This is a genomic window from Rhizobium grahamii CCGE 502 (assembly GCF_000298315.2).
GTDB classification, from domain to species: domain Bacteria; phylum Pseudomonadota; class Alphaproteobacteria; order Rhizobiales; family Rhizobiaceae; genus Rhizobium; species Rhizobium grahamii.
Window position 1 is genome coordinate 1 of the sequence record NZ_AEYE02000034.1, and the last position, 15923, is coordinate 15923.

Below are 15923 nucleotides of genomic sequence, written 5' to 3' on the forward strand. Positions count from 1 at the left end.
CGCGATCACCGTGTCGTCGCCGTCACCAGCCCAGACCTGATCCTCGCCGGCACCGCCCTCGATGAAGTCGTTGCCCGCTTCGCCATGGATCATGTCCTTGCCGGCATTGCCGAACAGCATGTCGTCGCCGGACCCGCCGTGCAGCTCGTCGTCGCCGGCCCCGCCGGTGACGCTGTCGTTGCCGTCACCGGCCGTCACCACGTCGTCGCCGTCCTCGCCGCGCAGGATGTCGGAGCCCGCATCGCCGGCAACGATATCCCCACCACCACCGGCAAGGATCGTGTCATCCCCCGCCGCACCAATCAGGACATCCCCAGCAACCGTCCCGATCAACGTCCGCGCCGCGACAGGAAGCGGATCCGTGCCACCGTCACCGGAGCCATCGCCATCGCCGCCGCCCTGGTTCTGGCCGTCATCGTCACCGCCGCCGTTGCCGCCATCATCGTCACCGCCGCCCTGGTTCTGGCCATCGTCGTCGCCGCCACTATTGTTGTCGCCATCATCGTCACCGTCGTCGTCACCGCCGCCGTTGCCGCCGTTGTCGCCATCATCGCCGCCGCCATTCTGGCCGTCATCGTCGCCTCCACCATTGTTGTCGCCATCATCGCCGCCGCCATTCTGGCCGTCATCGTCGCCTCCACCATTGTTGTCGCCATCGTCGCCACCGTCGTCGTCATCGCCGCCGTTACCGCCGTTGCCGCCATCATCGCCACCGCCGTTCTGGCCGTCGCCGTCGCCGCCACCATCACCACCGCCCTGGTTCTGGTCGTCGTCGCCTCCGCCCTGATTGCCCTGCTGGTTCGTTCCGAAGATATCTTCAGGCAGGTTGGTCAGCCCGGTGTTGCGAGCGATGATCGCAGCGAAGCCCTGCTCCTCGACGATGTCGTAGAAGTCGAGGTTCTCCACGCGATCGAGGTAGTAGAGGCGATCGCCTTCCTGGATGCGATCCAGTTGCTCGTGCAAGATGACCCAGAAGGTCTGCCCTACGACGCCGCCGTTGATGTGCTTCTCGGCAAGACCGCCGACGAACAGGTCGACACGGTCGATGCCCTTGACGACGCCGGTACCATCCGGCTGCATCGCGACCTCTATGCTTGGATTGATCTGCTTGAATTTCGCGATGTCACCCGCTTGCAGCACGAGGTCTGGATAGGCTTGGCGGAACTGGTTGATGACAGTGTCCGAAAGGCCATTGCGGTTCTGGAAGTCCTCCCATGACGTGTAGGGCGAGAGGTTGCCGGCAAAGCCGACCGCTTCATGCACATAGGGATCGGTCGATGCCAGGAGATCCGCGCGGATCTGGTTCATCGAGCCTAGACCAACGTCCCATTCGCGGGCAACGTCGAAGGCGAACACGTCAGCACTGCTGCGCACCAGATCGTTGCGCACAGCGTCTACGATGTTGACATCGACCTCTTCTGCCGGCTGCACGACGCCACCGGCAAGGATGCCGTTGATACCGAGCTGTTCATAACCCGGCTGTGGCACGTAGCCGGGAGGCAGCGGTGCCGTGAACGCGCTTACGTCGTTCGTCGGGTTGAGGAAGGCGTCAAACAGCGCCACCTGGGTCGGATGGCCTTGCGCATCCATCACGGTCAAGTTCTGGCCGATGAGAGAATGGCCGAACCGATAGGCCGCCGTCGCGAATTCGTGCGATACCCGGGCATCGGTGTCGGGGTTGTACTCGTTGAAGCCGTGCTCGCCGTCACCCTTCATGCCACCGAGCAGCTTGTCGGCAAATTCGGTATAGACGACGCGCTGGTATTCGGTCTCGTTGATCACCTTGGCGGCCTGGAAGAGTTCCTCGGTAGTGCCGGTGAAACCCGCCTCCAGCAGCCCGGCAACATGGAAATTGTGGTTGCGGGCCCAGATGGTGTGGATCGCCGTCAAAGCGACGTTCTCGTTGGCCCGGCCATCGCCGGCTACATAGTGATCGAGCAGGCTGATGAACGGATTGGTGTCGAGCAACAGCGCAAAGCCGCTGCCCATGAAGTTCTTCGTCATCTGCGGCAACATCGTCTCATCGATGTGACCGCCGGCATCGACCAGCCCGGCAAAATAGTCGCGGAAGCCGATGTGGCCGCCCGGCAACGAAGCTGCCGTGAAGACCGTGTTATTGGCCCAATGATGCATGATCATTTCACGCAGATTGGGCAACAGATTGAAGTCCGGGTTGGATGGATCGGGCGCGCCGGCCAAGAGCCGACCGCTGAACCCACCGTGGCCGTCGCCTTCCCTGAGGAACTGGCCAACGAGCTCATCCGAGCCGTAAGCCTGGTTCTGGTCGGCAAAGGGCGAGGTCTTGTTAAGGTTTTCCGGAACGCCGTTGGCATCGAAGCCGGAAACCGTTCCGCGGGTCAGATCCGCAGGGTTGTCGGTACCAGGCGTATGTCCGGCACCTGCTGCACCGATCTGGATCGTACCGTTGCCGCCCTTCGGCAGGAAGTCGAGGCCATGGTCGAAATACTGGCCAAATGCCGTGAACAGGCTGTTGGCGTGTTCGGCGCTGGTCGGAAGGTTCGCTTCCTGGGCACCGAGCGCATTGCTGATCGCACGCGGGTCCAGCCCGTTGAAGAGCGGGTTGATATCGCGGTTGTGGGTGGTGTCGTTGTAATCGCCGAAATGCGCGTCCGTTAGACGGATGAAGGGCTGGTCGGCGGATCCATAGTATGCATGCGCGCGATTGTTGCCCGTGCCTTCGAGGTCACGAATGCCGACGGCGTCATTGTCTTCGCCGCCAGGCAAGCCATTCACCAGATTTTTCAGAGCAGCGAGATCGCTGGCTGTCAGATGGAAGGCGCCGCTGCCTCCCGGATCCTCGTTGCCACCGCCTCCACCATTGCCGCCCCCACCATTGCCGTTTCCACCGGTGTCGCCGCCTCCGTTGCCAGAGCCGGAGCCGGCCTCAAAGGTCGGCGTTCCTGCGCTGGCGAAGGTGACTGAGTGCGTGCCGTTCGACATTGTCGTCATGCCGTTGGCCGTCGTCGAGTGGTAGTCGGCCAGGGTTGAACCGGGGGCCAGCCGCACGATATCCTGCGGACGCAGCGTGCCGATGATGGTGTCATGGCCACCATTCGAAGTGAAGACGATACGGTGCGCCGACGTCAGCGAACTGATGTTGACGGTATCGTCTCCTGCCGAGCCATCGATCGTAATGGTGCTGGTGAGCAATGTCGTCGGTGCGAAATTTCCGATGACCTGGAATGTATCGCCGCCACCGCCACCGGTGATCTGGATCTCCTCGATATTCGCAAGTTCCGCGACCACCGCGGTACCGCGCGTGATCACGATCTCGGTCGCTGCCGCCACCGTGATGCCGGCCGCGATCGCATCCACCCGGGCATAGATCCGGAAGGCTTCGGCAGTCGCGTCGCCCACGACCTGAACGGTGTCGGTATCGCGGCCGCCGTCGATGATGTCACGCCCTTCGGTAGATCCGACGACGATCAGGTCATTGCCGCGATCGCCAAGGATCGTGTCATTGCCCAGACCGCCATTGATGGTGTCGTCACCACGGCCGCCGTCGATCGTGTCGTCACCGGCCCCGCCATTGAGGATGTCGTTGTCGCGGTCGCCGAGGATGGTGTCGTCGCCGTCGCCGCCGTCGACAGTATCAGCCCCACGACCTGCGTCGATCGTGTCATTGCCGCCAAGGCCAGTGATAATGTCGTCGCCACGGTCGCCCGTGATCGTGTCCGCAAGCGCGGTGCCAACGAGTGTGTCCGCACCACGCGTGCCGACCAGGGTGAGGCCGACGCCCGGTGTTGGCGGCAGGGCTGAATAGATCTGCTCCAGCGTTCCATGGCCGTCCTGGTAGATGGCGCGCACGCGCAAGCCAAGTCCCGCCTCAGCGTCGGTGACCGTAAAGCTCGTGCCGTGGGCACGCTCGACTTCGCCGGCACCGAAGGTGAGAATGTCCTCATAGACGCCTGATCCGGGAACTGTCTCGACCTGCCAGAAATAGTCGACCGGTCCGGTGATTGTTCCGGTCGGATTGGTGGCGCTCACATTGTCGGCATCCGTGATCCCGGCGAACGACACCGTCAACACCGTGCCAGCAGCAGCCGAGTCGACAGGCGTTCCGCCAGCCAGGATCGACATCACTCCGGAAGGTGCGGCATTCGTGCCACCGAGCAAGACTGACCCATCGGAGAATTGCAGCCGTTCGATGTTCATCAACCGGTCGGTGCCGTCTGTGCCGAGATTGTCCGTCACCGTTGTCACGCCGCCAGCCGTCGTGATCGAGTAGTCGGCCTGCCTGCCTGAGAAGACCGCCGTGTCGAAGGCAGCCGTGCCTGTCTTGATCTCACGCACGATGTTCAACTGGCCAGGGTTCCAGGTGCCGTTCAGCATCTTCGCTTGGAAGTCCAGATCGGCCATGCTGTCGAAGGAGGCGATTTCCGGCCCGGTGTGGTTTGTGTCGCCCGCCGCGTAGACGGCGATGCGGACATTCAGCCACTTGTCGCCGTCGATGACGTCGTCGCCGCCGCGGCCCTCGATGATGTCGCTGCCATCACCGCCAAGGATGATGTTGCCGCCATCGTAGAACGTCTTATGTTCACCGTAGGCTGTATCGAGCAGGCTCCCCAGACCGTTGATGAGAGCAATGTTGGTCAGCACGCTGCCCGTTGCGCCCGCTGTCGGCAGGGCTGCCGCGTCGACGTTGTCGCCGTGCAGCACGTCGCCAAAATGCGAACCGGAGATGCCTTCGACGATATCGAAACGGATCAGCGGCGTGGCCGAACCCGGCAATAGAGGCGAGTCGAAGAAGCGATCCGAGATGTCGATGTAGACGCCGCGGTCGTTATCCTTGAAGTCGGCCCAGTCGTAGCCGGAGCCGCCGATGTAGCGGTCGCCGAAGCCGGTCTTGCCGACCATGATGTCGTCGCCGCCTTCGGCGTTGAACTTGTCGTTTTCACCGTCACCGATGAAGACATCGTTGCCGATGATCGGGTCGTTGCCAAGCGGGTCGAAATTGTCGCCAGGCGCTCCGTCCGACGTGCCCTTCTCGATCCAGTCGTCACCCTCGTTGCCCATATCCTGTTCGTTGGCCTTGCTGCCCAGGATGAAGTCGTTGCCCTGACCGCCAATCGCTTCCGATGCGTCCTCGCCGGTGATGATGAAGTCACTGCCGAAGCCGCCGATGATCAGGTTGACACCATTGCCCCCCTGGATCACGTCGTCGCCATCGCCGCCCTGGATGTTGTCGTCGCCGCCAATGTCGGTGATGATATCGTTGCCGGCACCGCCGCGAAGCTGGTCGTTGCCGTAGCCGCCTTCGATGCGGTCGTCGCCTCCGTCGCCATAGACGGTGTCGTCGCCAGCTCCCGAGATCAGTATGTCGTTGCCGCTCGGATTGGCGAGGCTACCAGGGTTGGTGCCGCCAAGCACGATGTGGTCTTCACCGGTATATTTGATGTAGTTGCTGTCGGGACCAACAGTATCGGGATTGTCGCGAACCACCAGCGGATTGAGCGCTGTGCCTCCTTCTGTCGGGTCGGCATGATTGTCTGGGCCAAGCGCGGTGAACTGCTTGCTCTGGTCGACCTCGAGTGTCCAGGTTGGTGTGGAGAAAACAAGCGCCGACAGGTGGGCTGCAGTTGTGTTGGCCATGATGAGCTTGGCGAACGAATTGCTCTCCAGCTCGGCGTTGAAGGCCAGGCCTGCGGTGCGCTCGAGATAGTAGAAGCGGTCGCCATCCTGCAGCTTCTCGAGCTGGTTCTCGAAGATGAAGTTGAAGGTCGAGCCGAGCATGCCCCCGAACGGGTTCTTCTCCTCGGCCAGGCCGCCAATCCACAGATCGATGGCGTCGAGACCCGTTGTAGTGACCCCGCTGGCTGGGCTCGTCCAGGCACCGGAGGAATTCAGGAAGTCGAGCCGGTCGGCGGGCGCGTCGACACCACCCAGCACCAGGAGTGCAGCCGCGGCGCGCTTGGCCGCGGTCGTCGTAGCGCTGGCGATCGAGCTATGCGTGCCGTAGGCGGCAATGAAGTTGATCACCGATTCCGGGTGCTTCAGGTGCTGGACCAGGTCGGCCCAACTCGTGTACGGCTTCAGGTCAGAGTTCCCGGTCTGCCTGTAGATGTCGCGGCGAACCGCATTCAGTGAGGGAATGCCGACATCGCGGCCACGTGCAATGTTGATCGCAGGCAAGTCGAGGGGCAGGCCAAGCAAGTTGTTGCGAAGAGCTTCGGTCACGAACTCGTCGATTTCGTTGCCTACCTGGCGGGTGACGCCGCGCACGATGGCGCTGGTCGCATCCTCCGGAGTCGCCCCGCTCGCGGCGAAAGCCAGCGGGTTCAGGAACGCTGCGATCAGGCCGGTCTGCTGATTGCCGGCTTCGCTGGGGTTCCCGTCGCCCACGACGTTGAAATTCTCATCGTAGCGGTCGACAGTCTCGGTCAGCATCGAATGGCCGAAACGATAGACGGTATGGGCGAACTCGGCCACGATCGAGGGGTCGAGGTCGGCGTCATAGACCTGGGTGGGTGCGAAGAACAGGTCGACATTCGGTTGGATGGTGCGCGCGAACTCCTCGAAGACCAGATGCTGATACTGCATCTCGGTGCCGAACTTGGCTGCCTGGAACAGGCGCTCGCCGTCCCAGACCAGGGATCCAATCTCTGCGGGAGTCGGCAGACCGGTGATATGATGATCCTTGTCCAGCCACTCATTGATGAAGTCGACGTTGCCTGACGCAAGGACCGTCTCCTTGGTCTGGTCGACCAACCGGTTGTGCTCATGGTGGAAGATCGAGTGCACGGCGGTGAGGCCGATATTCTCGTTCACGCGGCCATCGCCGGCGATGTAGTGCGCGTCGAGCAGTTCGTTGTCATAGAATGGATTGTGGCCCTGTGCGTCGGGTATGATTGGGTTTCCAGTAATGTCGTCGGTATCGGCAATGAGGTCATCGGCGGTTTTCGGGACACCGTCAGCGCCTCCGCCAGGTGCGAAGACCGGGACCGCATTGTTGGCGATGTCATTGAGGAAGGCATGGCCTGTGCGCACCGCATTGGTCAGCGAGATCGGCGAAAGAGGATTGCCCTCGACAAGGAAGTCGTCAGCCGTGCCGCCAATGCCGTCCAGCCCCTTCATTACCACCTGCGGGAAGCCATTCGGCCCCCTAATGAAATTGCCGTAGGCGTCGGTGGCCAGCAGCGGCACGTTGTCGAAATCGGCATCGGTGAGATTGATGCCGAGGATGTCGTTGGCTTGCGCCTTGACGACCTTCCAGGTTGCCATGCCGCCAATCTCGACGTCATCGCCGCCGCCGAAATGCCCGTCGGCGCCGAGATTCCAGTTGGTTATCAGCTTGCCGGTGGCATGCGCCCCGCCCGCGTCCAGACTGTAGGCGCGCAGGAAAACCTGGTGCGATGGATGCGAGGAATAGGTCTGGTTCTGGTCGACAAATGGCGTGGTCGTGTTGGTGCCGGCGTGAGTATTGTCGGCGGACTCGTCAACGCTGGTGTTCGGGTTGTCGAGGAGGATGCCGTCAGGCCCTGCCTGTGTCGCCCGCGTCACAACCATGAAGTTTGAACTGCCGCCGGGGACGTAAAGCGGATCGTCTGGCTGCAGGGGAATGTAGATGGTGCCGTTTCCGCCCTTGGTGACGAGGTCGAGACCGTGGTCGAAGAACTGGCCGAAGAACGTGAACCAGGAATTGAACGGTGCCGAAAGGCCGACATCAGGCGCGACCGCGTCAATCTTGAACACGTCGCGGTCATCAGGCGTGCCGAAAAGGCCGTCGATTCCAGGGCTCTTGACGATCGAAACGCCGTCTTTCAGTACGTCGTCATTACCGGGACCGGATACGCCGAAGTCAAGATGGCCGTTGAGGCCAGGATCGAACGCAGCCGCATAGGCCGCCGGATTGTTGGCTGTCTGGTCGACGACCAGGTTGCTGATCGTGCGTGGATCCGAGTCAACCACACTGATGGAAGAATTGTAGTTGGTGTTGGTGACGGGCGGCGGGCCGCCTGGTCCCAGGCTGAATGGACTTTCATCCTGCTCGTCCAGGAAGTTAGGTGGTACCACCCGCGGGAAAGTGTTGTCGGCCGCCCCGAACTCGCTCTGGTCAATACCGTTGAGATGCACGAGGTTGTTGTCTGAACCGTCGACAGCGCGCAGGCCAAGCGGCGAGCGAACGTTCGGGATCAGGGACAGGAGGCTCGCGCCGCTGGCGTGAGCTTCGGCAATCTTGATCTGATCAAGAATGAACTGCAGGTCGGAAACCGCCATATGAATGCCGGCGCCGCCGGCGGTGACTTCGTTCAGCGGAGCTGCGACCGTCGGCGGGACGACCGGTGCAGCGGCGATCGCCGCAGTCGGTGCCGAGAAGACCGTTTCGGTCACACCATGGGCGTCCTGGTAGTAGGCCTTGACACGGATAGGTAAGCCAACAAGGTCTGGCGTCACGCGGAAGTTGACGCCATCAGCGCTCAGGAAAGCAAGATCGCCCGCCGGAAGGAGGATGATATCTTCAAAGACGCCATCGCCATTGCGATCGACTTGCCAGTAGTAGGAGACGGACTCTGTGATTGCCCCGGAATCGGGATTGTCTCCATCGGTCACGCCGGCAATCGACACCTCCAGCAACTGGCCGGCTGTCGGTGTGCCGTCTGCGGCATGCGTCGTGGCATCGCGAATCTCAAGCAGTCCAACCGGTTCCGCGTTGAGGCCGGGCACAACGACGACGGCCTGGTCCGCGAATTGCAGCCGCTCGATATGGGTCAGGGTATCCCTGCCGTCGCGGGCAACCACACCGTCGGCGACCGTCACGATATCATCGCTGAAGTCTGCAGTTCCCCTATTGTCGATGGTGACAGTATAGTCTGCTCTGTTGCCCGAGAAGACGGCCGTGTCGAAGGCGTTGCCGCCGGTCGAGCTGCCATCCATGATCTCGCGGATCGCATGCAATTGGCCGGGATTGTAGGTGCCCGCCAGCATGAACGGCATCAACTGGACCATGTTGTTGAATGAGGCAATCGGCGTGCCGGTGTGATTTATGTCATCGGCCGCATAGACGCCGATACGCACGTTCAGCCACTTGTCGCCATCGATCAGATCGTCGCCGCCGCGGCCCTCGATGATATCGCTGCCGTCACCACCGAGGATGATGTTGCCGGTCGCAAATCCCGTCGTCGACAGCCCGGCATTGCCGAGCAGCGCGTCGAGCTGGTCGATGAGTGCAACGTTGGTGAGTGCGCTACCGGTGGCGCCGCCATGGTTGACGATCGTGACGGCGTCAACGTCGTCGCCGCGCAGTACGTCGGCAAATCTCGAACCCGACAGACCTTCCACTTCCGCGAAGCGGTCGAGGATCGAGGCAGGCGAAGCACCTATGGGCTGGAAAGCTCCGATGTTGGTCGCCGGTGCGCCGTGCGGTTGCGCCAATGCAGCCAGCGTGAGGTCAACGGTCACGCCAAAGCGATCGTTCAGATAGGTGACCCAGTCGAAGCCTGACATCCCGTCCATCTTGTCCTGGGCGTCGCTGCCGGTGAAGATATCGTCGCCGCCTTCACCGATCATTTCGTCGAAGCCGCCGCCGCCGATGAAGATGTCATTGCCGATCACGTCGTCGGCCAGTAACGGCGCGAAGTTGTCGCCGGGCGCCCCGTCCTGGGTGCCCAACTCGATCCAGTCGTCGCCTTCATTGCCTGTCGGCGGCAGATTGGTCTTGGCGCCGAGGATGAAGTCGTCACCGGTGCCGCCGAACGTCGTCGAGATGTCTTCCGTGGTGATGATGAAGTCCTGGCCGTCGCCGCCGAGGATCAGGTTGCCCAGGACCGACATGTTGCCTACGACAATCACGTCGTTGCCAGCACCGCCTTCGATGCGATTGTCGCCGAAGGAGTCGGACAGAATGTCGTCGCCGTCACCGCCGAGAACCGTGTCGTTGCCCATGCCTCCCTCGAGACGGTCGTTGCCCCCATCTCCATAAAGCGTGTCATCACCTTCACTGGAGGTGATAATGTCATCGCCAGCGGTGCCACCGAGGACCACATGGTCCTCGCCGGTGTAGTGGAGGTAGTTCGTGTCCGTACCGTTTGTCTCCGGGTTGTCGCGAATGACAAGTGGAACGACTTCGACGCCATTGATCTCGATGCCGCCGGTCGGATCCGCACGGCCATCGGGGCCTAGCCCGGTGTGTTGGCGCGATTGATCGACTTCGAGCGTGAAGGCTGGGGTTGTGAAGATCGCGTTCGGCAGATGAGTCGCATCGCTGTTCAGCATGATCAGCTTGGCGAAGGAGTTGTTTTCCAGCTCAGTGCCGAAATGCATGCCGGCCGTGCGCGACAGGTAGTAGAAGCGGTCCCCGTTCTGCAACGATTCAAGCTGGGTCTCGAAGACGAAGTTGAAGGTCGAGCCGAGCATGCCGCCAAACGGCATTTTTTCTTCCGCAAGGCCGCCGATCCAGAAATCGACGTCGTTGAGGCCGCCAAGGGTACCATCGGCAGCATAGGTGCCGGTCGCGTTCAAAAAGTCTAGTCGGTCGGCTGGCGCTCCGACTCCGCCCAGCACGATCAGCGTGGCTGCAGCACGCTTTTCGGCCAGCGTCGCCGCGCCGGTTATTGAATCATGCGTGCCATAGGCTGCTATGAAGTTGATAAGCGACTCCGCATGCTTGAGGTGGTCGGCAAAATCGGCCCAGCTGATATATGGCTTGAGCTGACTATCGCCGGTCATGGCGAAGAACTCGGCCCGCGCATCGTTGAGCGTCGGAATGCCGGTGTCACGGCCACGCGCAATGTTCAGCGCCGGCAGGTCGAGCGGCAGGCCGAGCAAGTTGTTGCGCAGCGCCTCGGTAACGAACTCGTCGATCTCGTTGCCGACCTGACGGGTTACACCGCGTACGATCGCGCCGGTCGCCTGTTCAGGCGTCAGGCCACTCTCGGCATAGGCAAGCGGATTGAGGAAGGCTGCGATTAGGCCGAGTTGCGGGTCGCCACCGACGGTATTGAAGTTTGGATCCAGGCGGTCGACCGTCTCGGTGAGCATCGAATGACCGAAGCGGTAGACCGTATGTGCGAACTCGGCAAGAATCGCCGGGTTGATCGTGGTATCGTAGCCGTTCGGCGCCAGGAATTCGTCGACCTGAGGTTGGACCGTGCGGGCGAACTCCTCGAACACAAGGTGCTGATACTGCATCTCGGTGCCGAATTTCGCAGCCTGGAACAGGCGCTCGCCATTCCAATCGAGCGCATCGATCTCGGTCTGCGTCAGCGGGAATGCAGTGTTCGCGGCAAGCGGGGTGTCGAGCCATTGGTTGAGGAAGGCAAGATCGCCACTCGCCAGCACAACGTCCTTGGTCTGCTCGACCAGCCGGTTATGCTCGGAATGGAACACAGCGTGCACGGCGGTAAGGCCGATATTCTCGTTCACGCGTCCGTCACCGGCGATGTAGTGTGCGTCGAGAAGCGCGGTGTCATAGGCCGCCGTATTCAGGTCATCTGCCGTATGGGCAATACCGTCTGCGCCACCTCCGGTGTTGAACACCGGTACGGCCGCGTGCGCGATGTCATTGAGGAAGGCATGACCGGTTCGCACAGCATTGGCGAGCGAGATCGGCGCAAGGGGATTGCCCTCGACAAGGACGTCATCACCGGTGCCGCCGATGCCGTCCGCCCCTTTCATCACGACCTGCGGGAAGCCATTCGGTCCCTTGATGAAATTGCCATAGGCGTCGGTCGCGAGAAGTGGCGCGTTGTCGAAATCGGCATCGGTGAGGTTGATACCAAGGATGTCATTGGCCTGTGCCTTGACGACCTTCCAGGTCGCCATGCCGCCAATCTCGACATCATCGCCGCCGCCGAAGTGCCCATCGGTGCCAAGATTTCGGTTGGTTATCAGCTCGCCGGTGGCATGCGCCCCGCCCGCGTCCAGACTATAGGCGCGCAGGAAGACTTGATGCGATGGGCTCGAGGAATAGGTCTGGCTCTGGTCGACGAAGGGCGACGTCGTGTTGGTTGCGTTCTGCCCGCCCTCGGCACGGTTGAGGACCATGAAATTTGTCGGGCTACCCGCGACGAACAGCGGATCGTCCGGTTGCAGAGGAATGAAAACAAATTCCGTGCTGCTCTTGGTGACCAGATCGAGACCATGGTCGAAAAACTGGCCGAAGAAGGTCATCCAGGCGTTGAACGGCGCTGACAGGCCCGCATCGGCGGTGACGTTCGGGATGAAGTTGACTGGAGTGTCGTCGGCTGTGCCGAACAGGCCGTCCAGCCCGGGGCTGGTGACGGTGCCTGATCCCGGTGTCTGACTGGCCGCGGCCTGGGCTGCCGGATTATTGTCCGTCTGATCGACAATCAGGTTGCTGATCGTGCGCGGCTGGGCGTCTGTCACGGTGCCCGACGTGTCGTAGGGAGGACGGAGCGACGGGTCGGTCAGGCGCGGAAACGGCAGATCCGCAGACCCGAATTCGGGGTGGACCAGATTGTTGAAAGAGCCATCGACGGTTCGGAGGCCGAATGGCACCTCGGCGTTTGGCAAGATGTCAGCGAGGCTCTCGCCCTGAGCATTCCGCTCCGCAATGATGATCTGCTGCAGGATGAAATCCAGGTCTGAACGAATGAATTGTACCATAATACCCTCCCCAAAGTTGCCCTACGCCTTGGACAAAGCTTCGCCCTTCGCACAAACGAAGTGCGTGCCGGCTGAACACGTCGCCGAAGCTATGACCGAGACAGTTGGTAGGTCCCCAAGGACCACCCTGCCACCATTATGCAGGCCCGAGGATCAGTGTGCGAGGGGACTAGGTCGCACAATCAGCTGGACAACTGTCCAGTAGCCGACGGCACGAAGGTCGCTATTTGTTGAGACTTTGGTCTGAGACCAAAGGGCCGTCTTTTGGCGATTCGCCGATCTGACGATTTCCGCGAGGCGGCGACGCTTTTGAGACGAGGAGAGACTGAGGTCGTTGACAATCAGATCCGGATCAACGGAACACTTTGGCCTCGGTATAGGGCCTCGATAATAGGGCCCTGGGAGTTGCCAACATCGGAGAGAACGACGCAGTTTGTAAGCGCAATGCGAACATCTCTCGCCGGACAAGGGAACAATGCGTGTATAGTGATTTCAGGCCCTATTCTTGGCCGCCTCGCGCCAGTCATTGCCATCATCTCAATGAAAGTGCGGGTCACGAGCTACTCTGCGCATTCAAGTGTTTCGGACAGGATAGCGTGGCGGACGCTACTGTTATCAAAAGGGTGAGCGAACGCCGGCGTCGTGAATTGTGGTCGAGAACATTATTCCAATGGGGCAGGATCAATGCGGCAATGACAGTGGACCGCGTATCAATGTCGCGCAATCCACGGCTACTGGTCTCCCGCGCCGGGGCGACGGCCTGATGGACATTGCCGAGGCTCGCTGACTGCTCGAAATCGCTGCAAAGGCTCGACACGATCACGGCAGCTGGGTGGCCCCTGCACTAGTTTGCCCGATGTAACCGAAGGTGTTTGGCCTTCTTCCTCACCGTTGTGCGTATCGATGGATTCCGTACCGGTCTAGTAGCCGTATTGCTCCTGGCTGTACGCACTCTTGTTTAGCACTACACCGAGCACATTTGTCTTTTCGCGCAGGCTCTGCTCGCAGATATCGACTTCACTCACCGTGCTCTGTTCGGATGCGGCAACAAGGATGACCCCGTCCACGTTCGGAAGAAACGCGAGTACGTCGTCGGTTGAAAGCATCGGGGGCAAATCATACAGGATGACGGTGGGCTTTAACTCCTGACGCATCTCTTCGAGAGCCTGGGCGGCCGCAGCGCTTTGAAGGAGCTCAGCTGAAAATTGCACCGGATGCCGGTTTGGCCCAATCGCCAGGTTGTCTCCGTACCGGAAGAACGTTTCTCGCAAGCCCGCGCCCCCCTTCAGGAAGCTCTCGATGGAGCCTGAATTCTTGATCGAGAGCGTTTTACCGATCTGCGGGCGCCGAAGGTCGAGGTCAATCAGTACCGTCCGACAATCCTTTTGATTGGCCAGGCTGAAGGCAAGGTTGAGCCCAATGCAGGTTTTGCCACAGGCCGGCGTGGGAGACGTTATCGCAACCGAGGTCCAGTTGTTTTGCCTGAGGATGCGTAACAGCTTCGTGCGCATCATGTCGAAAGCGGCGTGGGCCGAAGACGACCGATTCAACGTGATGACACGATTATTGGCGGCTACATCGTGATCAACGATCAGCGGCGAAAGCCCTTCCCATGCCCCTCTAACGATTCCGAGCGGTTCGGGCATCTCAGGGACGCGATCGTCCATCTCGGAAATTCCTCTACTACGCGACGATCTGCCCACAAATTCCATTGCATGTCCTCAATCCCTGCGTCGAACCATGACGCTACTCGGTTTTACTTTTGACCATTGCAGCACGGCATCCCTGTCGCATGTTCCGTCAGCTGAACATTCGCGTGACGCTGTTGAGCTTTCTTTTCAAAGGTGGCGTTCGACTCTCGTAAGGTGTTTGGATGAAGGGGATCACTGCCAGCGGCTGTGCCTGAAGCATCTGGACGAGTTCGGTTGGCCGGCGGATCGTCTTGTTCAGGAATTCGAGCAGTGCAATGATTGCAAAACTCAATGCTAGCCCGGCGGCAACACCACCGAAAACGATAAGGCGACGCTTGGACCGCATCGGTTCGAGCGGCTCGGTGGCTTCCTCCAGAAGCGAGAAGCGTCCACCATCGGACCGCGTCTCGATCTGCTTACCGAGCAATGCCTCCGCCCGCTTGGCGATGGCCGTGTTGTACAGGGTTTGAGTGTTCGCAACTGTTCGTTCCAAGGCGTTTAATCGGATATCGGTTGCCGGCGTAGCGACGATGGATTGATCGAGGGCCGCAATCCTTGCGGTAATCTGCACTTTTTCTTTGTCGATTGCGTCTATGCGCCTGTCGACGTCCGACAACTGAAGGTCAAGACCGGACTGGGCCTTGGCATCCCCGTTCTCCCGTTTCTCTGGAATGACCTTCGCTCGCAAGGCCGCGATACGAGCTCTCAGTGAAATAATGTTGGGGCTAGTCTCTGCAAATACCGTTAGCTGATCGGCAAGCGCCTTGTTCAGATCGAGCAACATCTGCTGTTCAGCAGTCAGCGGCTCACCGGTCGGGTATTTCCCGGTCACCATGTAGGTTTCGACCAAGAGACTACGCCTGGTGCGCAAGTCCGATTGCTCTCGATCAAGCGATATCAACCGCTCCTGCAACCCACTCTGCTCGGTACGGCGAAATGTGAGGCTTTCGGGCAGCGTGTCCCTGTTGTTGTTCTTGAACTGCAGGACGTCCGCCTCGATGTGATTGAGTTCACCGTCGAGTCTTTTCACTTCGTCATCGAAAAACTGCAGCGTGTTGCCAGCACTGTCGTTTCTTCGCTTCTGATTGCTGGTGAGGATTGATGTTGCGAGTTCATTGGCGACACTTGCCGCTAGCGCCGGGCTGCCGGCCACGAAACCGACCGTGAAGACAGATGCTCCATCGGCGCTGCTGACTTCGGTTTGCTCAAAAGTGATCCTCGAACGAAGATTCTTCACCAGATAGTCGACTGGAGGCTGTTCCTTTTCACCGGCAAAGATTTTCAGTTTAGCCGCTAGTTTGACGAGATTGTCACGGGTTGTCAGCTGCTGCTGGATGATCTGTAATTGGCCAACTGAACTTGTAGGAACGGTGGACTGGACCAAAGCGGCTGGAATCTGCGGCGCCTCGACAAGGATTTTGGCAGCCGACATGTAGGTTCGCGGCATGTTCCCAGCGATAGCAAGAGCGATCAGCGTGGTCGCTATGACGCACGCGACGATGTAGGGCAGCCTCCGTCGCAGAATGGAAAGATAGAAACCAACATCAATGTCACCCATTGCGAATTCATCCGAACTTGAGAACCAGAGCGGCGTACTGACCGACATCTTCATTTAGTTTTGGGAGCGACGATAGTTGATCTATAGTG

The 15923-nt window shown here is 60.4% G+C and carries 3 protein-coding genes; all 3 read right to left on the reverse strand.

Features of this window, described 5'->3' with window-relative positions; translation table 11 throughout:
* The coding region (locus RGCCGE502_RS27210; RefSeq protein WP_016557428.1) for a peroxidase family protein at positions 1–12585 on the reverse strand (12585 nt) is incomplete at its 3' end.
* A 920-nt stretch (positions 12586–13505) separates the two neighbouring features.
* Positions 13506–14252 (reverse strand): CpsD/CapB family tyrosine-protein kinase, encoded by a 747-nt coding sequence (locus tag RGCCGE502_RS27215; RefSeq protein ID WP_016557429.1) that lies wholly within the window; start codon positions 14250–14252, stop codon positions 13506–13508.
* A gap of 133 nt (positions 14253–14385) precedes the next feature.
* Positions 14386–15834, reverse strand: a complete 1449-nt coding sequence (locus tag RGCCGE502_RS27220; protein WP_040675773.1) for a GumC family protein — start codon at positions 15832–15834, stop codon at positions 14386–14388.
* Positions 15835–15923: the final 89 nt, after the last annotated feature.